The sequence below is a fragment of the Citrobacter sp. MGH106 genome, assembly GCF_001037495.1.
Classification (GTDB): domain Bacteria; phylum Pseudomonadota; class Gammaproteobacteria; order Enterobacterales; family Enterobacteriaceae; genus Citrobacter; species Citrobacter murliniae.
Map to the genome: position 1 here is coordinate 1,909,796 of NZ_KQ089822.1, position 21,836 is coordinate 1,931,631.

At 49.1% G+C, this 21,836-nt stretch carries 15 protein-coding genes, 4 tRNA genes and 1 other RNA gene; 11 read left to right on the forward strand and 9 right to left on the reverse strand.

From position 1 onward, the window contains the following. The first annotated feature begins 243 nt into the window (after nt 1–243). Genes SK36_RS09145 through narI form a run of 4 tightly spaced genes read left to right on the forward strand, consistent with a single transcriptional unit; the run spans nt 244 to nt 6,906 of the window. Nucleotides 244–3,987, forward strand: a complete 3,744-nt coding sequence (locus SK36_RS09145) for a nitrate reductase subunit alpha (protein ID WP_045443644.1) — start codon at nt 244–246, stop codon at nt 3,985–3,987. Further along, a complete protein-coding gene (gene narH / locus SK36_RS09150) occupies nt 3,984–5,522 on the forward strand; it encodes a nitrate reductase subunit beta (protein WP_045443641.1) in 1,539 nt (512 codons plus the stop codon). The genes SK36_RS09145 and narH overlap by 4 nt, the downstream gene beginning before the upstream one ends. Then, nucleotides 5,519–6,229 carry a nitrate reductase molybdenum cofactor assembly chaperone gene (gene narJ / locus SK36_RS09155; protein WP_045443637.1) on the forward strand — a complete coding sequence of 237 codons (711 nt, stop codon included), beginning with the start codon at nt 5,519–5,521 and terminating at the stop codon, nt 6,227–6,229. Before narH ends, narJ begins: the two co-directional genes overlap by 4 nt. After that, nucleotides 6,229–6,906, forward strand: coding sequence for a respiratory nitrate reductase subunit gamma (gene narI / locus SK36_RS09160; RefSeq protein ID WP_045443634.1), 678 nt, complete (start codon nt 6,229–6,231; stop codon nt 6,904–6,906). The genes narJ and narI overlap by 1 nt, the downstream gene beginning before the upstream one ends. A gap of 189 nt (nt 6,907–7,095) precedes the next feature. Here narI and SK36_RS23545 read toward each other — a convergent pair. The 7 genes from SK36_RS23545 to SK36_RS09185 all read right to left on the reverse strand — a co-directional run bounded on the left by SK36_RS23545 (nt 7,096) and on the right by SK36_RS09185 (nt 9,293). Next, nucleotides 7,096–7,226, reverse strand: a non-coding RNA gene (locus tag SK36_RS23545) — RtT sRNA. 44 nt (nt 7,227–7,270) lie between these two features. Further along, nucleotides 7,271–7,422: transfer RNA gene (locus SK36_RS23550), tRNA-Tyr, on the reverse strand. A 35-nt stretch (nt 7,423–7,457) separates the two neighbouring features. Next, a tRNA-Tyr gene (locus SK36_RS09165) sits at nt 7,458–7,542 on the reverse strand. 35 nt (nt 7,543–7,577) lie between these two features. Then, nucleotides 7,578–7,662, reverse strand: a tRNA-Tyr gene (locus tag SK36_RS09170). Nucleotides 7,663–7,697: 35 nt separating this feature from the next. Beyond that, nucleotides 7,698–7,782: transfer RNA gene (locus tag SK36_RS09175), tRNA-Tyr, on the reverse strand. A 156-nt stretch (nt 7,783–7,938) separates the two neighbouring features. Then, nucleotides 7,939–8,781, reverse strand: coding sequence for a formyltetrahydrofolate deformylase (gene purU / locus SK36_RS09180; protein ID WP_045443630.1), 843 nt, complete (start codon nt 8,779–8,781; stop codon nt 7,939–7,941). A 56-nt stretch (nt 8,782–8,837) separates the two neighbouring features. Then, on the reverse strand, nt 8,838–9,293 hold the full coding sequence (locus SK36_RS09185; protein WP_045443627.1) for a YchJ family protein: 456 nt from the start codon (nt 9,291–9,293) through the stop codon (nt 8,838–8,840). A 111-nt stretch (nt 9,294–9,404) separates the two neighbouring features. On the opposite strand from SK36_RS09185, the gene rssA reads away from it, so the two are divergent. From rssA to galU, 3 genes are all read left to right on the forward strand, one after another. After that, the gene (rssA, locus tag SK36_RS09190; RefSeq protein ID WP_045443623.1) at nt 9,405–10,310 is read left to right on the forward strand and encodes a patatin-like phospholipase RssA; all 906 of its coding nucleotides are present in this window, start codon (nt 9,405–9,407) and stop codon (nt 10,308–10,310) included. Between the two features lie 90 nt (nt 10,311–10,400). Then, nucleotides 10,401–11,414: a two-component system response regulator RssB gene (rssB, locus tag SK36_RS09195; protein WP_048221367.1), complete on the forward strand. Its 1,014-nt coding sequence runs from the start codon at nt 10,401–10,403 to the stop codon at nt 11,412–11,414. A 204-nt stretch (nt 11,415–11,618) separates the two neighbouring features. Next, nucleotides 11,619–12,527: a UTP--glucose-1-phosphate uridylyltransferase GalU gene (gene galU, locus SK36_RS09200; protein ID WP_045443617.1), complete on the forward strand. Its 909-nt coding sequence runs from the start codon at nt 11,619–11,621 to the stop codon at nt 12,525–12,527. Nucleotides 12,528–12,666: 139 nt separating this feature from the next. Here galU and hns read toward each other — a convergent pair whose 3' ends face one another. Continuing rightward, complete coding sequence (hns, locus tag SK36_RS09205) at nt 12,667–13,080, reverse strand: histone-like nucleoid-structuring protein H-NS (RefSeq protein ID WP_006684280.1); 414 nt, start codon at nt 13,078–13,080, stop codon at nt 12,667–12,669. 644 nt (nt 13,081–13,724) lie between these two features. Here hns and tdk point away from each other — a divergent pair. Next, nucleotides 13,725–14,342: a thymidine kinase gene (gene tdk, locus SK36_RS09210; RefSeq protein WP_045443613.1), complete on the forward strand. Its 618-nt coding sequence runs from the start codon at nt 13,725–13,727 to the stop codon at nt 14,340–14,342. Between the two features lie 226 nt (nt 14,343–14,568). Here tdk and adhE read toward each other — a convergent pair whose 3' ends face one another. Beyond that, complete coding sequence (gene adhE / locus SK36_RS09215) at nt 14,569–17,247, reverse strand: bifunctional acetaldehyde-CoA/alcohol dehydrogenase (protein WP_045443611.1); 2,679 nt, start codon at nt 17,245–17,247, stop codon at nt 14,569–14,571. Nucleotides 17,248–17,734: 487 nt separating this feature from the next. Here adhE and ychE point away from each other — a divergent pair, with 487 nt between their 5' ends. From ychE to oppB, 3 genes are all read left to right on the forward strand, one after another. Continuing rightward, nucleotides 17,735–18,382, forward strand: a complete 648-nt coding sequence (gene ychE, locus SK36_RS09220) for an NAAT family transporter YchE (protein WP_003020714.1) — start codon at nt 17,735–17,737, stop codon at nt 18,380–18,382. Between the two features lie 773 nt (nt 18,383–19,155). Then, nucleotides 19,156–20,787, forward strand: a complete 1,632-nt coding sequence (oppA, locus tag SK36_RS09225) for an oligopeptide ABC transporter substrate-binding protein OppA (protein ID WP_048221368.1) — start codon at nt 19,156–19,158, stop codon at nt 20,785–20,787. Nucleotides 20,788–20,910: 123 nt separating this feature from the next. After that, nucleotides 20,911–21,831 carry an oligopeptide ABC transporter permease OppB gene (gene oppB, locus SK36_RS09230; RefSeq protein WP_005126405.1) on the forward strand — a complete coding sequence of 307 codons (921 nt, stop codon included), beginning with the start codon at nt 20,911–20,913 and terminating at the stop codon, nt 21,829–21,831. Nucleotides 21,832–21,836: the final 5 nt, after the last annotated feature.

Sequence of the window (21,836 nt, forward strand, 5' to 3'; positions counted from 1 at the left end):
ACCCACTTGTAAAGAAATTAACATTTGCATGATGAGCGTTATTGGAAATATTATTTAATATCAATTAGTTAGATTCAATAAAAATATCCCACTTAGGGGGTATATGAAAATTAACCTCCATTTTTCATCCCTGTCTGCCTTGATCGTTATCAATTCCTACGTGCTTTCAGAGCGTTAACTTCGCAGGCAATCAAGCAATGTCGATTTATCAGAGAGCCGTCAGGCTCCTACAGGAGACAACCGATGAGTAAATTCCTGGACCGGTTTCGCTACTTCAAACAGAAGGGCGAAACCTTTGCCGATGGGCACGGCCAGCTTCTCGATACTAACAGGGACTGGGAGGATGGATACCGCCAGCGTTGGCAGCATGACAAAGTCGTGCGCTCAACCCATGGGGTAAACTGCACCGGTTCATGCAGCTGGAAAATCTACGTGAAGAATGGTCTGGTGACCTGGGAAACTCAGCAAACTGACTACCCGCGTACCCGTCCTGATCTGCCGAACCACGAACCACGCGGCTGCCCGCGCGGTGCGAGCTATTCCTGGTATCTCTACAGCGCTAACCGTCTCAAATATCCGCTGATGCGCAAACGTCTGATGAAGATGTGGCGTGAAGCGAAAAGACTGCACAGCGATCCGGTAGACGCATGGGCATCCATCATTGAAGACGCCGATAAAGCAAAAAGCTTCAAACAAGCGCGTGGTCGTGGTGGGTTTGTCCGTTCTTCCTGGCAGGAAGTGAATGAACTGATTGCGGCTTCCAACGTTTACACGGTCAAAACCTACGGTCCTGACCGTGTCGCTGGTTTCTCTCCGATCCCGGCAATGTCGATGGTTTCTTACGCTTCCGGCGCACGCTACCTGTCCCTGATTGGCGGTACCTGCCTGAGCTTCTACGACTGGTACTGCGACCTGCCGCCTGCGTCTCCACAGACCTGGGGTGAACAGACCGACGTACCTGAATCTGCTGACTGGTACAACTCCAGCTATATCATCGCCTGGGGTTCTAACGTTCCGCAGACCCGTACTCCGGACGCCCACTTCTTCACGGAAGTTCGTTACAAAGGCACCAAAACCGTTGCGATTACGCCGGACTATGCAGAAATCGCCAAGCTGTGCGACTTGTGGCTGGCGCCGAAGCAGGGTACCGATGCCGCGATGGCACTGGCGATGGGCCACGTTATGTTGCGTGAGTTCCACCTCGATAATCCGAGCCAGTATTTTACCGACTACGTGCGTCGTTATACCGACATGCCGATGCTGGTAATGCTTGAAGAGCGTGACGGCTACTATGCTGCGGGCCGTATGCTGCGTGCTGCGGATCTTGTTGATTCTCTGGGTCAGGAAAACAACCCTGAATGGAAAACTGTCGCGATTAATACCAACGGCGATATGGTCGCGCCAAACGGCTCAATCGGTTTCCGTTGGGGCGAAAAAGGTAAATGGAATCTTGAGCAGCGTGACGGCACGTCTGGTGAAGAAACCGAACTGCAGCTCAGCCTGCTGGGTAGTCAGGATGATATCGCTGAAGTTGGTTTCCCGTACTTCGGCGGTGAAGGTACTGAACACTTCAATAAAGTCGAACTGGAAAATGTTCTGCTGCATAAACTGCCGGTGAAACGCCTGCGTCTGGCAGATGGTTCTACTGCACTGGTGACTACCGTTTACGATCTGACCATGGCTAACTACGGTCTGGAACGCGGTCTGAACGATGAAAACTGTGCGACCAGCTACGATGACATCAAAGCGTATACCCCAGCGTGGGCAGAAAAAATCACCGGTGTTTCCCGCTCACAGATCGTCCGTATCGCGCGTGAATTTGCCGATAACGCGGATAAAACGCACGGTCGTTCGATGATTATCGTCGGTGCGGGTCTGAACCACTGGTATCACCTTGATATGAACTATCGTGGTCTGATCAATATGCTGGTGTTCTGCGGCTGTGTCGGCCAGAGCGGTGGCGGTTGGGCACACTACGTCGGCCAGGAAAAACTGCGTCCGCAGACTGGCTGGCAACCACTGGCGTTTGGTCTGGACTGGCAACGTCCGGCGCGTCATATGAACAGCACCTCGTACTTCTATAACCACTCCAGCCAATGGCGCTACGAGTCGGTTACGGCGCAAGAACTGCTGTCACCGCTGGCGGATAAATCCCGTTACACCGGCCATCTGCTGGATTTCAACGTTCGCGCAGAACGTATGGGGTGGTTGCCGTCTGCACCGCAGTTAGGCACTAACCCACTGCGTATCGCCGATGAAGCGGAAAAAGCCGGAATGACACCGGTAGACTACACCGTCAAAGCGTTGAAAGAGGGCACTATTCGCTTTGCGGCCGAGCAGCCTGAAAACGGTAAAAACCATCCACGTAACCTGTTTATCTGGCGTTCAAACCTGCTGGGCTCATCCGGTAAAGGCCATGAATATATGCTGAAGTACCTGCTGGGTACCGAGCACGGTATTCAGGGGCTGGATCTGGGCAAACAGGGCGGTGTGAAGCCGGAAGAAGTGGAATGGCAGGATAACGGTCTCGACGGCAAACTGGATCTGGTGGTGACGTTGGACTTCCGTCTGTCAAGCACCTGCCTCTATTCCGACATCGTGCTGCCAACCGCGACCTGGTACGAAAAAGACGACATGAATACCTCGGATATGCATCCGTTTATTCATCCGTTGTCTGCCGCCGTTGACCCGGCATGGGAATCGAAAAGCGACTGGGAAATCTATAAAGCCATCGCGAAGAAATTCTCTGAAGTTTGTGTTGGCCATCTCGGTAAAGAAACTGATGTGGTTACACTGCCTATCCAGCACGACTCTGCCGCCGAACTGGCGCAGCCGCTGGATGTAAAAGACTGGAAGAAAGGCGAATGTGATCTGATACCAGGCGTAACTGCACCGCACATCATGACCGTTGAGCGTGATTATCCGGCCACCTACGAGCGTTTCACCTCTATTGGCCCGCTGATGGATAAAGTCGGTAACGGTGGTAAAGGGATTGCCTGGAACACCCAGAGTGAAATGGATCTGCTGCGTAAGCTCAATTACACCAAGGCAGAAGGTCCGGCTAAAGGCCAGCCTATGCTGAATACGGCGATTGATGCGGCAGAGATGATCCTCACCCTAGCGCCGGAAACGAACGGTCAGGTGGCGGTGAAAGCCTGGGCGGCGCTGAGCGAGTTTACCGGTCGGGACCATACGCACCTGGCTCTCAATAAAGAAGACGAGAAAATCCGCTTCCGTGATATTCAGGCGCAGCCGCGCAAAATTATCTCCAGTCCGACATGGTCTGGTCTGGAAGATGAACACGTTTCTTACAATGCCGGTTATACCAACGTTCACGAGCTGATCCCATGGCGTACGCTGACGGGTCGCCAGCAACTGTATCAGGATCATCAGTGGATGCGCGACTTCGGTGAAAGCCTGCTGGTCTATCGTCCGCCAATCGATACCCGTTCGGTGAAAGAGGTGATGGGTGAGAAATCCAATGGCAACCCGGAAAAAGCGCTCAACTTCCTGACGCCACACCAGAAGTGGGGTATCCACTCCACCTACAGTGACAACCTGCTGATGCTGACTTTAGGCCGCGGTGGTCCGGTCGTATGGATGAGTGAAGAGGATGCCAAAGAGATTGGTATTGAAGACAACGACTGGATTGAAGTCTTCAACAGCAATGGTGCGCTGACTGCTCGTGCTGTAGTAAGCCAGCGTGTCCCTGCCGGGATGACCATGATGTACCACGCACAGGAACGTATCGTTAACCTGCCTGGCTCTGAAATTACCGGTCAACGTGGTGGTATCCATAACTCGGTGACCCGCATTACGCCGAAACCGACCCATATGATTGGCGGTTATGCGCACCTGGCATATGGCTTTAACTACTACGGTACCGTAGGTTCAAACCGTGATGAGTTCGTGGTTGTACGTAAGATGAAGAACATTAACTGGTTGGATGGCGAAGGCAATGACCAGGTACAGGAGAGCGTAAAATGAAAATTCGTTCACAAGTCGGCATGGTGCTGAATCTCGATAAGTGCATCGGCTGTCATACCTGCTCAGTCACCTGTAAAAACGTCTGGACCAGCCGTGAAGGGACCGAGTATGCGTGGTTCAACAATGTTGAAACCAAGCCGGGTACCGGTTTCCCAACTGACTGGGAAAACCAGGAGAAAATGAAAGGCGGTTGGGTTCGTAAGATCAACGGCAAACTGCAGCCGCGTATGGGTAACCGCGCGATGCTTCTGGGTAAAATCTTTGCCAACCCGCACCTGCCGGGCCTGGATGATTACTACGAACCGTTTGATTTCGACTACCAGACGCTGCATAACACGCCAGCTGACAGCAAGGCGCAGCCGATTGCTCGTCCTCGTTCGCTGATCACCGGCAAGCGTATGGATAAAATCACCAAGGGTCCGAACTGGGAAGATGACCTGGGTGGTGAATTTGAGAAGCTGTCGAAAGACAAAAACTTCGAGAACATGCAGAAGGCGATGTACGGTCAGTTCGAGAACACCTTCATGATGTATCTGCCGCGTCTGTGTGAGCATTGCCTTAACCCGGCGTGCGTGGCGACCTGCCCAAGCGGCGCCATCTACAAGCGTGAAGAAGATGGCATCGTACTGATTGACCAGGATAAGTGCCGTGGCTGGCGTATGTGCATCACAGGTTGTCCGTACAAAAAAATCTACTTCAACTGGAAGAGCGGCAAATCCGAGAAATGCATTTTCTGCTACCCGCGTATCGAAGCTGGTCAGCCGACCATTTGTTCCGAAACCTGCGTAGGTCGTATTCGCTACCTCGGCGTGCTGTTGTATGACGCGGACGCGATTGAAAGCGCGGCAAGCACGGAAAACGAGAAAGACCTGTACCAGCGTCAACTGGATGTATTCCTCGATCCGAACGATCCGGCGATCATTGAACAGGCGCTGAAAGATGGCATCCCACTGAGCGTGATTGACGCGGCACAGCAGTCTCCGGTGTACAAAATGGCGATGGACTGGAAACTGGCACTGCCGCTACATCCGGAGTATCGCACATTGCCAATGGTCTGGTATGTGCCGCCATTGTCACCGATTCAGTCAGCGGCTGACGCGGGCGAACTGGGCAGCAATGGCATTCTGCCGGATGTAGACAGCCTGCGTATTCCGGTTCAGTACCTGGCAAACCTGCTGACTGCCGGCGATACCCAGCCGGTGCTGTTGGCACTGAAACGTATGCTGGCGATGCGTCACTACAAACGTGCGGAAACGGTTGACGGTAAAGTCGACACCCGTGCGCTGGAAGAGGTCGGACTGACTGAAGCTCAGGCACAGGAGATGTATCGTTACCTGGCGATTGCTAACTACGAAGATCGTTTCGTCGTGCCGAGCAGCCATCGTGAACTGGCGCGCGAAGCGTTCCCGGAGAAAGGGGGTTGCGGCTTTAGCTTTGGTGATGGTTGTCATGGTTCTGACACAAAATTCAATCTGTTCAACAGCCGCCGCATCGATGCTGTCGATGTGACCAGTAAAACGGAGCCGCACCAATGATTGAACTCGTCATTGTTTCGCGCCTGCTCGAATACCCGGATGCTGCCCTGTGGCAGCATCAGCAGGAACTTTTCGATGCACTCGCATCATCTGAGAACCTGGACAAAGAGGATGCTCAGACCCTGGGCGTCTTCCTGCGTGATTTAACCGCGCAGGATATGCTGGATGTGCAGGCAAGCTACAGCGAGCTGTTCGACCGTGGTCGTGCAACCTCTCTGCTGTTGTTTGAACATGTTCATGGAGAATCCCGCGATCGCGGCCAGGCGATGGTAGACCTGATGGCTCAGTACGAGCAACACGGTTTACAGCTCGACAGCCGCGAACTGCCAGATCATCTTCCGTTATATCTGGAATATCTGGCTCAGTTGCCGAAGGAAGAAGCGTTGGGCGGCTTGCAGGATATCGCACCGATTCTGGCGCTGCTCAGTGCGCGTCTGCAACAGCGCGAGAGCCGCTACGCCGTGCTGTTCGATCTGTTGTTGAAACTGGCTAACGCTGCTATCGACAGCAACAAAGTGGCTGAAAAAATTGCGGATGAAGTTCGTGACGACACTCCGCAGGCGCTGGATGCGGTCTGGGAAGAAGAGCAGGTGAAATTCTTTGCCGACCAGGGGTGCGGCGAATCTGAAATCTCCGCTCACCAGCGTCGTTTTGCCGGGGCCGTTGCGCCGCAGTACCTGAATATCACCACCGGAGGACAGCAATAATGCACTTCCTGAATACGTTCTTCTTTGACATCTATCCGTACATCGCGGGTTCTGTCTTCCTGATTGGTAGTTGGCTGCGTTATGACTACGGTCAGTACACCTGGCGCGCGGCTTCCAGCCAGATGCTGGATCGTAAAGGAATGAACCTGGCGTCAAACCTGTTCCACATCGGGATCCTGGGTATTTTCGCTGGTCACTTCCTTGGTATGCTGACGCCGCACTGGATGTACGAAGCGTGGCTGCCTTTGGAAGTAAAACAAAAGATGGCAATGTTTGCTGGCGGTGCATCCGGTGTGATGTGCCTGGTGGGGGGCGTATTACTGCTTAAACGCCGTCTGTTCAGCCCACGCGTACGCGCAACCACTACTGGCGCGGATATTCTGGTGCTATCTGTCCTGGTTATCCAGTGTGCGTTGGGTCTGCTGACTATCCCATTCTCTGCCCAGCATATGGACGGCAGCGAGATGATGAAGCTGGTGAACTGGGCACAGTCCGTGGTGACTTTCCACGGCGGCGCTTCTCAATATCTGGACGGTGTGGCGTTCATCTTCCGTATGCACCTGGTGCTCGGTATGACGTTGTTCCTGTTGTTCCCGTTCTCGCGTCTGGTGCATATCTGGAGCGTTCCTGTCGAGTATCTGACGCGTAAATACCAGATTGTGCGTGCACGTCACTAATCCGTTATTTCCGTAAGACAAAACCCTGCTTCGGCGGGGTTTTTTTATGGGGGACATCTGCATTGTCGGAGAGCGGTTCGCTTATTCGACCTACAGAACAGGGACGTTATAGGTATGATAAGGTCATGCTGGACGGGCAGAATGTAAGGCAGTGTGGCTCTATTTGGGGAAGATGCTTTCAGAAGAAAATGGTGGTGGGGGAAGGATTACTCAGCGCTGCGCGCTTCGCCCTTCGGGTCGTTGCCTGCGGCAACGCTTTCTCGCTACGCTCGAATCGAACCTTAGTCGAAGATTCTCGTCCTTCCCCAAGGGCAGGACATTAAGCAGCAGTTTTTGAGTTGATTATTGTGCTTCAGGGAAGTGATGGTGGTGGGGGAAGGATTACTCAGCGCTGCGCGCTTCGCCCTTCGGGTCGTTGCCTGCGGCAACGCTTTCTCGCTACGCTCGAATCGAACCTTCGAAGTCGATGACGGCAGATTTACAGTCTGCTCCCTTTGGCCGCTCGGGAACCCCACCAGGGGTAATTCAAATTGTAGGACGATACTTTGAAATGGTGGTGGGGGAAGGATTCGAACCTTCGAAGTCGATGACGGCAGATTTACAGTCTGCTCCCTTTGGCCGCTCGGGAACCCCACCAGGGGTAATTCAAATTGTAGGACGATACTTTGAAATGGTGGTGGGGGAAGGATTCGAACCTTCGAAGTCGATGACGGCAGATTTACAGTCTGCTCCCTTTGGCCGCTCGGGAACCCCACCAGGGGTAATTCAAATTGTAGGACGATACTTTGAAATGGTGGTGGGGGAAGGATTCGAACCTTCGAAGTCGATGACGGCAGATTTACAGTCTGCTCCCTTTGGCCGCTCGGGAACCCCACCACGGGGTAATGCTTGTACTGGCCTGCTTCCAGTAGGAAGCGGGGCGCATCATATCAAATGACGCGCCGCTGTAAAGTATTCCGTTGATAAAAAAGAACTGGTTGCCTGATTTTTACGCGTAAAGATGTAAAGGTAACCAATTTAATTATCAATCGATTACAGAATAATCGTTCGGTTACCGTAGACAAAGACTCGCTGGGCCAGAACCTGATACAAGGCCCGGCTTAAAACATTTTTTTCTACGTCGCGGCCCGCACGCATCATATCTTCTGCGGTATAGGTGTGATCCACATGAATCACGTCCTGCATAATAATTGGGCCTTCATCGAGGTTATCATTCACATAGTGAGCCGTTGCACCGATAATTTTAACACCGCGCTCATAAGCCTGATGGTACGGACGTGCACCAATAAAGGCTGGCAGGAACGAGTGGTGAATATTAATGATCTTATTCGGAAAGCGTGAAACAAATTCTGGGGTCAAAACACGCATATATTTCGCCAATACAACATAGTCTGGCTGATGTGCGTCGATGGCATCGGCCATTTTCTGATCGTGTTCTTCGCGTGTTAATCCTTCGTGGCTGACCAGCTCAAAGGGAATATCAAAACGCTCAACCAGAGAACGTAGCGTATCGTGGTTGCCAATAACCGCAGCAATTTCAACATCGAGTCCGCCATAATTGGCTTTCATTAACAGGTCACCCAGACAATGTGCTTCCTTGGTGACCAATATAACGATGCGGCGACGTCCTGCCGGCGTTAGTTCGCGAATTGAACCTTCTGGTAAGGCGCTGTCCAGATCGGTCAGTAGTGTGACATCATTAAAAATACCTTCCAGTTCCGTGCGCATAAAAAAGCGCCCGGTGCGATGGTCAACAAATTCATTGTTTTGCACGATGTTCAGTTCATGCTTGTAACAAATATTGGTGATCCGTGCGATCAAACCTTTCTGATCGGGACAGATAGTGCGAAGAACTTTACGTTGTTGTGAATGCATTGCCGGGGTAATCCTGTTGAGAATGTTTGCATCATTGATGCGCTGTCGGGCATTGGCTAGCCGCAGCACTTTTTAAATTTTTTACCTGACCCGCAAGGGCAGGGATCGTTTCGGCCTGGTTGAGGGCGCGTACCATCAATATAATACCACTGGCCGTTTTCCTTTAAAAAACGAGATCGCTCGATAATTGCGCCTGTTTTCCCCTGTTCAGAAAAACGCGCAACGAAGCTGACATATCCGACATTGTCTGTGTCTGACGTCGCCTGTTCAAAAATGGTCAGTCCGAGCCATTCGGTATGGGCAAACCCTGCGATAATATCATCCCGATAAGCGGCTGCATTACAGTCCGGGTGCCAGGTTTTAATCAGGTAATCTGCGTCTTTCATCACAAAAGCACAGTAACGAGAACGCATGAGGTGTGACGGCGTAGGTGCTACTTGCGCGCCGGACACATAACGGTAGCAACATAGGCTATACTCGACAGCGCTACCGCAGGGACAAAGCTGAGACACAAATTACTCCCTGGAATAAAAAAACGGCGTAAAAACGCCACGGTGGCACTATGTTAACTGAGCCGTGGCGATGTTGCTACGTCTGCAAGCCAGGGGAAGTCTGTAGGTACAATGAGAAAAATTAAAATTGGGCTGGCGCTAGGTTCCGGCGCAGCACGAGGCTGGTCGCACATCGGTGTGATTAAGGCCCTTAAACACATGGGCATTGATATTGATATTGTGGCAGGGTGTTCCATCGGTTCGCTGGTCGGGGCCGCCTACGCTTGCAACAAATTACCCGCCCTTGAGCAGTGGGTCTGCTCATTTAGCTACTGGGATGTGTTACGTCTGATGGATCTCTCGTGGCGCAGGGGGGGATTACTGCGCGGTGAACGGGTATTTAACCAGTATCGTAATGTCATGCCGGTGGAAGCCATCGAACAATGCTCTCGCCGTTTTGCAACTGTTGCGACTAATTTGAGTACTGGCCGGGAGCTATGGTTTACGGAAGGTGACTTGCACCTTGCAGTCCGAGCCTCCTGCAGTATTCCTGGCCTGATGTCTCCAGTTGCACATAATGGCTACTGGTTGGTTGATGGCGCAGTAGTTAACCCCGTGCCCGTCTCTCTCACGCGAGCGATGGGCGCTGATATCGTCATTGCAGTCGATCTGCAACATGATGCGCATCTCATGCAACAAGATCTGCTCTCCTTCAACGTCAGCAATGACACAGAGTCGAGTGATGATGAGCTTTCGTGGCATGCTCGCCTGAAAGAGCGGTTGAGTAATATTACTGCGCGACGTGCAGTAACCGCGCCGACGGCGATGGAGATCATGACGACCTCAATTCAGGTTCTGGAAAACCGTCTTAAACGCAACCGCATGGCCGGTGATCCGCCAGATATCCTTATTCAGCCATTTTGTCCGCAAATATCCACGCTGGATTTTCACCGCGCAAGCGCCGCGATTGCTGCCGGGCAGTTAGCGGTAGAGAAGAAAATGGATGAACTTTTGCCCCTGGTGAAGACCAACGTTTAACGCATTTTTTATCAACACTTAAGTAAATTCTGACAGGCGTGAGTAGCAATAGCATGCCACTATTTATTAAAGCCAGTCAGGGGGGAGAATATGACGCAGCCATTGGTCGGAAAACAGATTCTTATTGTTGAAGATGAGCCTGTATTTCGCTCGCTTCTGGATTCATGGTTTTCCTCTTTGGGAGCGACAACGGCTGTAGCAGGCGATGGGCTTGATGCGCTGGAGTTACTTGGACACTTCACACCTGATTTGATGATCTGCGATCTTGCTATGCCGAGAATGAACGGTCTTAAACTGGTCGAATATCTGCGTAATCACGGCGATCAAACGCCGATTCTGGTTATCTCTGCAACGGAAAATATGGCTGATATTGCCAAAGCGCTGCGACTCGGTGTGGACGATGTACTGCTAAAGCCAGTAAAGGACCTCAACCGCCTGCGTGAAACGGTCTTTGCGTGCCTCTATCCCAACATGTTTAACTCGCGTGTAGAAGAAGAGGAGCGGTTGTTCCGTGACTGGGATGCAATGGTAGATGATCCTGCGGCTGCTGCAAAACTGCTGCAGGAGTTACAGCCTCCGGTTCAGCAAGTTATTTCTCAATGTCGAATTAATTATCGACAACTGGTTGCCGCCGATCAACCGGGGTTGGTGCTTGATATCGCGCCGCTGTCAGACCACGACCTCGCTTTCTATTGTCTGGATGTGACTCGAGCGGGGGACAATGGTGTTTTGGCCGCACTGTTATTGCGTGCATTGTTTAATGGACTGCTGCAGGAACAACTGGCACATCAAAATCAACGGTTGCCGGAACTGGGAACATTATTGAAACAGGTTAACCATCTGCTGCGACAGGCCAACTTACCGGGTCAGTTTCCGTTGCTGGTGGGGTATTATCATAGTGGATTAAAAAATCTGATACTGGTATCCGCGGGTCTGAATGCGACATTAAATACAGGCTCACATCACGTACAAATCAGTAATGGTGTTCCCCTGGGGACATTAGGTAATACTTATCTTAACCAGCTAAGTCAACGCTGTGAGTCCTGGCAGTGCCAAATTTGGGGGGCTGGAGGACGCCTGCGTCTGATGTTGTCTGCGGAATGAACAATCGAATAGGAGGAGAATAAAATTACTTCACCTCCTTGTCTGCGTGAGTGCTACTATCAGCGCCAGATTTATTGGTAATTGTCTTAATTATTCCGACCCGCGTCCTTTTCAGACCTGATGCTTGTCGCGGTACTGATATACTCGGATGCGATACAGATTAATGAACACGTTCAATACATGAACAGTCCAGGAGAGTTTTAAATGGCTGCCCTAAATTCAAAAGTCAAAAAGGCCGTTATCCCGGTAGCGGGATTAGGAACCAGGATGCTACCGGCTACGAAAGCAATCCCGAAAGAGATGCTTCCACTGGTTGATAAGCCATTAATTCAGTACGTCGTAAACGAATGTATTGCTGCGGGTATCACTGAAATTGTGCTGGTGACTCATTCGTCTAAAAATTCAATCGAAAACCACTTCGATACAAGCTTTGAACTTGAAGCTATGCTGGAAAAACGTGTAAAACGTCAGCTTCTCGAAGAGGTTCAATCTATTTGCCCGCCACACGTGACTATTATGCAAGTTCGTCAAGGGCTGGCTAAAGGTCTGGGCCACGCGGTATTGTGCGCGCATCCGGTTGTTGGCGATGAACCCGTTGCGGTCATTCTGCCAGATGTTATTCTTGATGAATACGAATCTGATTTATCCCGCGATAACCTCGCTGAAATGATCCACCGTTTCGATGAAACTGGCAGCAGTCAGATTATGGTGGAACCTGTAGCGGATGTGACGGCTTACGGTGTTGTTGATTGTAAAGGCGTTGAATTAACACCGGGTGAGAGCGTACCGATGGTTGGTGTAGTTGAAAAACCAAAAGCCGATGTTGCACCTTCTAATCTTGCTGTTGTCGGACGTTATGTTCTCAGCGCAGATATCTGGCCTCTGCTGGCAAAAACACCTCCGGGAGCCGGTGATGAAATTCAGTTGACCGATGCCATCGATATGCTGATTGAAAAAGAAACAGTTGAAGCCTACCATATGAAGGGCAAAAGCCATGACTGTGGTAATAAGCTAGGTTATATGCAGGCGTTCGTTGAATATGGTATTCGCCATAATACGCTTGGCGCTGAATTTAAAGCCTGGCTCGAAGACGAGATGGGTATTAAGAAGTAACAGTCCGGTATTAATCAGGACGAAACGGCGCTGTTAATCCAGCGCCGTTTTTTTATACCTAATCCGGGTGGGGTGTTGTACGAAGTACAGATAAAAAAAATCCCGCCACAGGCGGGATTTTAAGCAAACTAATTCTGAATTAATCCTTGATCAGGAAATCGTCCAGTTGTTTACCTTGTTCTTCCATTGCTTTCTTGATCACAGCCGGTGTACGACCCTGACCAGTCCAGGTTTTGGTTTCACCATTTTCGTCTACATAGCTATATTTAGCCGGACGTGCTGCGCGCTTAGCTTTGGTGCCAGATTTAACAGCAGCCATGCTATTCAGCAGTTCGTTAGGGTCAATACCGTCAGCAATCAGCATTTCACGATATTGTTGCAGTTTACGAGTACGCTCTTCAACTTCAGCAGCGGCAGCGCTTTCTTCTTCGCGACGCTCGCTAACGACAACTTCTAATTTTTCCAGCATTTCTTCAAGCGTTTCCAGAGTACATTCTCTTGCCTGCGCACGAAGAGTACGGATGTTGTTCAGAATTTTAAGTGCTTCGCTCATTTTAGTAATCTCAAACTTATATTGGGGTGGTTTGTTGAGCTAATAATAGAGCTATAAATTCAGTTGTGCAATAGCCAGGAATGTAAGGAATTCAAAATTGCGCTTTATTTAGTATCATTATTTATTCTCCAGTCTTAAATTTTACCTGATGAACGGCATAAAAAAGGCTTATTGGTGAGGGGGCTTCTCATCAGGGGAGAGTAAAAATTCAGGATTCAGGTCACATTTTTACCGTGTTGTAATAGTATCTCTTTGCAGCAATTTCAACCTTTTGTATTAGTTTTGCTTACGGAAATTCGCTATTACGATGTTGTCACAGCGAGTGGCAATAACAATAAGAGCAAGGGTTCTTTATTGATCTGTGACGATAAGTAGCATTGATGAATTTTGTTAGCACTATTTGTGAAAGAGTGTGTATATACGCGTCATACTTCATGTCACTTGCACTTTGGTTGTGCGCATTTACACCATTACACACTTAAGAATGCTCCCGCGAACACTTACTGTACCCACATTATTTAGGGGGAGGAGGGTGATGAGTGTCCGCTCTTTTATACCTTCTGGTGACGACGAACACCGACAAGTTTGCGAGTTATGCTACAATCCTGCGCATATTTATTTCCCCAGGTGAGGGCTTACGGTCAATGGCACAGCTATATTTTTACTATTCTGCAATGAATGCAGGTAAGTCGACTGCATTGCTGCAATCTTCGTACAATTATCAGGAACGCGGTATGCGTGCTGTTGTATATACAGCGGAAATTGATGATCGCTTTGGTGCGGGAAAAGTAAGTTCACGTATAGGACTGTCGTCACCTGCAAAATTGTTTAACCAAAATTCATCATTGTTCGAAGAGATTCGTGCGGAGAATGCGCAGCAAAGAATACATTGTGTGCTGGTGGACGAGTCTCAGTTTTTGACACGACAACAGGTTTATGAATTATCAGAGGTGGTCGATCAGCTCGATATTCCTGTTTTATGTTACGGTTTACGCACCGATTTTCGTGGTGAATTATTTGGTGGCAGCGAATACCTGCTCGCATGGTCAGATAAGCTGGTTGAATTAAAGACCATTTGCTTCTGTGGCCGCAAGGCGAGCATGGTATTACGACTTGATCAGGCTGGGCGACCTTTTAATGAGGGCGAGCAGGTCGTAATAGGCGGGAATGAGCGTTATGTATCGGTATGCCGCAAGCATTATAAAGAAGCGCAGTCTGAAGGCTCTTTAACGGCCATTCAGGAACGACACAACCACAATTAATCCCTCAAACGCTCATAAGCGCTGATACACCCTGGGTAGGTCTATTGGTCTACCCTGACCATACTCTCTCTTCTGACGCCGTTCTTGCCTTCTATGTACGATTTTCTGTTAGTGCCATTGACCTACAATGTCTGATGCCAGAACCGTTTGAATTTGTAAGATTCAGACGAAAAAAAACGGTCCCATCGGGACCGTTTATGGTGATGCTAAAACTTATGCGTGGGAATTAAGCGGATTTTTTCGCTTTTTTCTCAGCTTTTGGCGCAGCAGTTACTTCTGTTTTAGCGACAGTTTCACCTTCGTTGTATTCACGACCGTAGTAAGTATCCATCAGGATCTGTTTCAGTTCAGAAATCAGCGGATAACGCGGGTTAGCACCGGTACACTGGTCATCAAACGCATCTTCAGACAGTTTGTCAACGTGTGCCAGGAAGTCAGCTTCCTGAACGCCAGCTTCACGGATAGACTTAGGAATACCCAGCTCAGCTTTGATTTCTTCCAGCCATGCCAGCAGTTTCTGGATTTTTGCTGCCGTACGGTCGCCCGGAGCACTCAGACCCAGATGATCTGCGATTTCAGCGTAGCGACGACGTGCCTGAGGGCGGTCGTATTGGCTGAATGCAGTCTGCTTAGTTGGGTTGTCGTTCGCGTTATAGCGGATAACGTTGCTGATCAACAGGGCGTTCGCCAGACCGTGAGGAATGTGGAACTGAGAACCCAATTTGTGCGCCATTGAGTGACATACGCCCAGGAAGGCGTTAGCAAACGCGATACCGGCAATAGTCGCTGCACTGTGTACACGTTCACGTGCTACCGGGTTCTTAGAACCTTCATGGTAGGACGCTGGCAGGTTTTCTTTCAGCAGTTTCAGCGCTTGCAGAGCCTGGCCATCGGAGAATTCAGAAGCCAGCACGGAAACGTAAGCTTCCAGAGCGTGAGTTACAGCATCCAGACCACCGAAAGCACACAGAGACTTCGGCATATCCATCACCAGGTTGGCGTCGACAATCGCCATATCCGGGGTCAGAGCGTAATCTGCCAGCGGATATTTCTGACCGGTTGCATCGTCGGTAACAACCGCAAACGGCGTTACTTCAGAACCCGTACCGGAAGTGGTAGTGACAGCGATCATTTTCGCTTTCACACCCATTTTCGGGAACTTGTAGATACGTTTACGAATATCCATAAAGCGCAGCGCCAGTTCTTCGAAGTGGGTTTCCGGATGTTCGTACATTACCCACATGATCTTCGCGGCGTCCATTGGGGAACCACCACCCAGCGCAATGATAACGTCTGGTTTGAAGGAGTTAGCCAGCTCAGCGCCTTTGCGAACAACGGTCAGAGTCGGGTCAGCTTCAACTTCAAAGAACACTTCAGTTTCAACGCCAGCAGCTTTCAGAACGGAGGTGATCTGATCAGCGTAACCGTTGTTGAACAGGAAGCGGTCGGTCACGATCAGAGCACGTTTGTGACCATCGGTAATCACTTCATCCAGTGCGATTGGCAGTGAGCCACGACGGAAGTAGATAGATTTCGGAAGTTTGTGCCACAACATGTTTTCAGCTCGCTTAGCAACGGTTTTCTTGTTGATCAGGTGCTTAGGACCAACGTTTTCAGAGATGGAGTTACCACCCCAGGAACCACAACCCAGAGTCAGGGAAGGCGCGAGTTTAAAGTTGTACAGGTCACCGATACCACCCTGAGAAGCAGGGGTGTTAATCAGGATACGCGCGGTTTTCATCATCTGACCGAAGTGAGCAACGCGTTCTGGCTGGTTGTCCTGGTCAGTGTACAGGCACGAGGTGTGACCGATACCGCCCATTGCAACCAATTTTTCTGCTTTCTCAACAGCGTCTTCGAAGTCTTTAGCACGGTACATTGCCAGCGTTGGTGACAGTTTCTCGTGTGCAAACGGTTCGCTTTCATCAACAACTTTAACTTCACCAATCAGAATCTTGGTGGTAGTCGGTACTGAGAAACCTGCCAGCTCAGCAATTTTGTATGCCGGTTGACCAACGATAGCAGCATTCAGCGCGCCATTTTTCAGGATAACATCCTGAACAGCTTTCAGCTCTTTGCCCTGCAGCATGTAGCCGCCGTGGCTGGCGAAACGTTCGCGAACAGCGTCATAGACAGAATCAACAACCACAACGGACTGCTCGGAAGCACAGATTACGCCGTTATCGAAGGTTTTGGACATCAGTACAGATGCAACAGCACGTTTGATATCAGCCGTTTCGTCGATAACAACAGGAGTGTTACCTGCGCCTACGCCGATTGCCGGTTTACCAGAGCTGTATGCTGCTTTAACCATGCCTGGACCACCGGTCGCAAGGATCAGGTTGATGTCCGGGTGATGCATCAGGGCGTTAGACAGTTCAACGGAAGGTTGATCGATCCAGCCGATCAGATCTTTCGGTGCACCAGCAGCGATAGCAGCCTGCAGAACAATATCAGCTGCTTTGTTGGTTGCATCTTTAGCACGTGGGTGCGGAGAAAAGATGATGGCGTTACGGGTCTTCAGGCTGATCAGCGATTTGAAGATAGCGGTAGAAGTCGGGTTAGTAGTTGGTACGATACCGCAGATGATGCCGATAGGTTCAGCAATAGTGATAGTACCGAAGGTGTGGTCTTCAGCTAAGACACCACAGGTTTTTTCATCTTTATAAGCGTTATAGATGTATTCGGAAGCAAAGTGGTTTTTAATCACTTTATCTTCGACGATACCCATGCCGGATTCGGCAACGGCCATCTTCGCGAGAGGGATTCGAGCATCTGCGGCAGCCAGAGCGGCGGCGCGGAAGATTTTGTCGACTTGTTCTTGAGTGAAACTGGCATATTCACGCTGGGCTTTTTTTACGCGCTCTACAAGTGCGTTAAGTTCAGCGACATTAGTAACAGCCATAATGCTCTCCTGATAATGTTAAACTTTTTTAGTAAATCATCTGCTCGATACGAGAGTATAGACAGATCGACGAAAATTTGTGTAACGTTTTGAAAATCAAACGGTTAATTAACGTCCATTTACATTGATTTACTAAAAGAGCTTATACGCTAGCGTCATTTAACTCTAACGCGTTACCTCCAGGTGGCGTAAGCAAGGTTACTCACTTCTGAGTAGTAATTGCGTGATCTGGATCAAAATTACGCAAAGCTGACACCTTTCAGCAGGCCCTTTTAGCGTTTATCGGCAAGTGTTAATAAATTGATGTGATGGATGGGTGTAACATTATCATATTTAATACATATTAATAACACTGAGTAATGGTAGCGTGTTTACACACATATACACAGATAGAAGGTGAACTATGCTGCTAAAAGGCGTATCTTCAGCGCGGTTTTAATCAATTTTTATGACTCATTTTTATCCGGCTAACGCTTCGGAGCTAACCGTGATCCAAACGCTATTTGATTTTCCTGTTTATTTTAAATTTTTCATTGGGTTATTTGCGTTGGTCAACCCCGTAGGGATCATCCCTGTTTTCATCAGCATGACCAGCTACCAAACCGCTGCGGCGCGTAATAAAACAAACCTCACGGCGAACCTGTCAGTTGCTATCATCCTGTGGACCTCTTTGTTCCTTGGCGACGGTATTCTACAACTCTTCGGTATTTCGATTGATTCGTTCAGGATTGCCGGTGGGATTCTGGTTGTCACCATTGCTATGTCGATGATCAGCGGAAAACTCGGGGAAGATAAGCAAAACAAACAGGAAAAATCAGAGACCGCCATACGTGAAAGTATCGGTGTTGTCCCGCTGGCATTGCCGTTGATGGCGGGGCCGGGGGCGATAAGTTCAACCATCGTCTGGGGAACTCGTTATCACAGTGCAATAAACCTGTTCGGTTTCTTTGTAGCAATTGCGTTGTTTGCCTTGTGTTGTTGGGGACTTTTCCGCATGGCACCCTGGCTGGTTCGCCTGCTGGGGCAAACAGGTATCAACGTCATTACGCGAATTATGGGGTTATTGCTTATGGCATTGGGTATCGAATTCATTGTCACCGGGATCAAATCCATCTTCCCTGGCTTGCTTGCCTGACGAGTTTGTTTACCGCAAACGGAGCTGATTCCAGCTCCGTTTCTTTTCATTATTAGTAAAACCTCTCACTAAAGTTGAAAACCAGCAATGGAATGATCGAAGCTGCTGGTTGCGTATATTTACATTATGTATTGATTTTAAAGATAATTATTTTAAAGGCATTACGGTTGAGCTGCGGAGTCATTGTTATTTTATTAACATCATACTCTGGGGCTTGCTGTAGGATTATCGAAATGTTATTAGTTATTTCAGCATCTATTTTAGATGAATGTGCTAATTAATAACCAATTGTTAATTTTATGTACATTTTGACGTCAAGCAGAGACCGGACAGGGTTGTTTACTGCGAATTCGTCGTATCTGGTTGATTTTTTTGTTTTTATTGTAAGCCATCTCTTTTGTTGAGACTCTGTTTAGTGCGATTTATTTTCGATAAAAGAGAATTGGTTAACAAATCTGTAAAATGTATTGGCGGTTAAGAAACGCATTTGGTACTTTCCGGCCAGGTATTTTGCAGAAGATTTCACGTTGATGAGAATAATTTTCAATTAGTTTCTCACAGCAAAAGTAGTAGCGTGCTTCCGGCAGGGGAGGTACGTAGATAATCGACGCAAGGCGGTCGTACGAATCGCCAGAATAAATAAAGTCGGTGATAGCGAGCAGTAAACAATAAACCACCTGACGGCAGAAAATCTCCGGTGCTGTACAGGAATCCTAACAGGATTAACAGTCTGGTTATAAAACCAGCCATAATAATGAGGGAGTACAAACACAATGTCTAACATCACAAAAAAAAGTTTAGTAGCTGCGGGGATCCTAACTGCGCTAATAGCCGGGAATGTTGCTACGGCGGCAGTTGTGCCAGCTGGTGTTCAGCTTGCTGAAAAACAGACGCTGGTGCGTAATAATGGCTCGGAAGTTCAGTCACTCGATCCACATAAAATCGAAGGTGTACCGGAATCCAACATTAACCGTGACTTATTCGAAGGTTTATTAATCAGTGACGTTGATGGCAAACCATCACCAGGCGTGGCTGAGAAATGGGAAAATAAAGATTTTAAAGTCTGGACATTCCATCTGCGTAAAGACGCAAAATGGTCTGACGGAACACCTGTTACTGCACAAGATTTCGTCTATAGCTGGCAGCGTCTGGCCAATCCGAATACCGCATCACCGTATGCCAGTTATTTGCAGTACGGTCATATTGTCAATATTGATGATATTATCGCCGGTAAAAAGCCGGTAACAGACCTCGGTGTAAAAGCGGTTGATGACCATACCTTTGAAGTGACCCTTAGTGAACCAGTTCCTTATTTTTATAAACTGCTTGTTCACTCTTCCGTTTCACCAGTCCCTAAAGCCGTTGTTGAAAAATTTGGTGATAAATGGACCCAGCCAGCTAACATCGTTTCTAACGGTTCATACAAACTGAAAGATTGGGTAGTTAACGAACGCATTGTGCTTGAGCGTAATACCAACTACTGGGACAACGATAAAACGGTTATTAACCAGGTAACCTACCTGCCTATTTCCTCTGAAGTCACTGACGTTAACCGCTATCGCAGTGGTGAAATCGACATGACCTATAACAACATGCCGATTGAGTTATTCCAGAAGCTGAAAAAAGAGATCCCGAACGAAGTTCACGTTGATCCGTATCTGTGTACCTACTATTACGAAATTAATAACCAGAAAGCACCGTTCAACGATGTTCGTGTTCGTACCGCACTGAAGCTGGCGCTGGATCGTGACATTATCGTCAACAAAGTAAAAAACCAGGGCGATCTACCGGCTTATAGCTTTACACCGCCATATACCGATGGCGCGAAACTGGTTGAACCAGAGTGGTTCAAATGGTCACAGGAAAAACGTAACGAAGAAGCTAAAAAACTGCTGGCTGAAGCAGGCTTCACTGCTGAAAAACCACTGACCTTCGATCTGCTGTATAACACCTCTGATCTGCATAAGAAACTGGCTATCGCTGCGGCATCTATCTGGAAGAAAAATCTGGGCGCAAACGTGAAGCTGGAAAACCAGGAGTGGAAGACTTTCCTCGATACGCGTCATCAGGGCAACTATGATGTTTCGCGTGCAGGCTGGTGTGCGGATTACAACGAGCCGACCTCTTTCCTGAATATGGTACTGTCTGACAGCTCCAACAACACCGTCCACTATAAGAGCCCTGCATTTGACAAGCTGATTGCAGATACTCTGAAAGCTACGGATGAAGCGCAGCGTAGTGAGCTGTATTCGAAAGCAGAACAGCAGCTTGATGCCGACTCTGCGATTGTACCGGTTTATTACTATGTTAACGCCCGCCTGGTGAAACCATGGGTAGGCGGATACTCCGGTAAAGACCCGATGGATAATATCCACGTTAAAGACTTGTATATTATCAAGCATTAATGGCAAGACGTGGGGCAATCTTTTTTTGCCCCACAGTGTCTTTTTTCATTGAACTATAAACACCTCTTTGCCATGACGTTTGGGTGAAAGAGGTGTAAAGGCACACGCCAGAAGGTACGGGCAATGTTGAAATTTATATTACGCCGCTGTCTGGAAGCGATTCCGACGCTGTTTATTCTTATTACGATTTCATTCTTTATGATGCGCCTTGCACCGGGAAGTCCTTTCACCGGGGAGCGCGCGCTGCCGCCAGAAGTTCTGGCGAATATTGAAGCTAAATACCATCTTAATGACCCGATCTCGACACAGTACTTCAGCTACCTGAAGCAACTGGCGCATGGTGATTTTGGACCCTCATTTAAATATAAAGACTACACGGTTAATGACCTGGTCGCTTCAAGCTTTCCGGTTTCTGCGAAGTTGGGTGCTGCCGCCTTTATTCTCGCGGTTGTTATCGGGGTGAGTGCTGGTGTGATTGCCGCATTGAAGCAAAATACCCGCTGGGATTACACGGTAATGGGGGTAGCGATGACCGGGGTGGTGATCCCCAGTTTCGTTGTTGCTCCCTTATTAGTCATGATATTTGCGATAACGCTGAAATGGTTACCCGGCGGAGGCTGGAACGGTGGGGCGCTGAAATTCATGATCCTGCCGATGGTGGCGTTATCACTCGCTTATATCGCCAGTATCGCCCGTATTACTCGCGGCTCGATGATTGAAGTGTTGCACTCTAACTTTATTCGTACTGCGCGAGCCAAAGGGCTGCCGATGCGACGCATTATTTTCCGCCACGCATTAAAACCCGCGCTGTTGCCTGTACTGTCCTATATGGGCCCGGCATTCGTCGGTATTATTACCGGTTCAATGGTTATTGAAACTATTTATGGCTTACCAGGTATTGGACAGTTGTTCGTGAATGGCGCGCTGAACCGCGATTACTCGCTGGTATTGAGTCTGACCATCCTGGTGGGGGCGCTGACCATCGTGTTTAATGCGATTGTCGATGTGCTGTATGCCGTTATCGACCCGAAAATTCGTTACTGATACTG

Excerpts from the sequence above, each read along its gene's own strand:
- rssA (WP_045443623.1), top strand. The coding sequence starts at position 9,405 with ATGAGAAAAATTAAAATTGGGCTGGCGCTAGGTTCCGGCGCAGCACGA.
- narI (WP_045443634.1), top strand. The coding sequence starts at position 6,229 with ATGCACTTCCTGAATACGTTCTTCTTTGACATCTATCCGTACATCGCG.
- SK36_RS09145 (WP_045443644.1), top strand. The coding sequence starts at position 244 with ATGAGTAAATTCCTGGACCGGTTTCGCTACTTCAAACAGAAGGGCGAA.
- rssB (WP_048221367.1), top strand. The coding sequence starts at position 10,401 with ATGACGCAGCCATTGGTCGGAAAACAGATTCTTATTGTTGAAGATGAG.
- oppA (WP_048221368.1), top strand. The coding sequence starts at position 19,156 with ATGTCTAACATCACAAAAAAAAGTTTAGTAGCTGCGGGGATCCTAACT.
- oppB (WP_005126405.1), top strand. The coding sequence starts at position 20,911 with ATGTTGAAATTTATATTACGCCGCTGTCTGGAAGCGATTCCGACGCTG.
- narJ (WP_045443637.1), top strand. The coding sequence starts at position 5,519 with ATGATTGAACTCGTCATTGTTTCGCGCCTGCTCGAATACCCGGATGCT.
- tdk (WP_045443613.1), top strand. The coding sequence starts at position 13,725 with ATGGCACAGCTATATTTTTACTATTCTGCAATGAATGCAGGTAAGTCG.
- galU (WP_045443617.1), top strand. The coding sequence starts at position 11,619 with ATGGCTGCCCTAAATTCAAAAGTCAAAAAGGCCGTTATCCCGGTAGCG.
- narH (WP_045443641.1), top strand. The coding sequence starts at position 3,984 with ATGAAAATTCGTTCACAAGTCGGCATGGTGCTGAATCTCGATAAGTGC.
- hns (WP_006684280.1), bottom strand. The coding sequence starts at position 13,080 with ATGAGCGAAGCACTTAAAATTCTGAACAACATCCGTACTCTTCGTGCG.
- purU (WP_045443630.1), bottom strand. The coding sequence starts at position 8,781 with ATGCATTCACAACAACGTAAAGTTCTTCGCACTATCTGTCCCGATCAG.
- adhE (WP_045443611.1), bottom strand. The coding sequence starts at position 17,247 with ATGGCTGTTACTAATGTCGCTGAACTTAACGCACTTGTAGAGCGCGTA.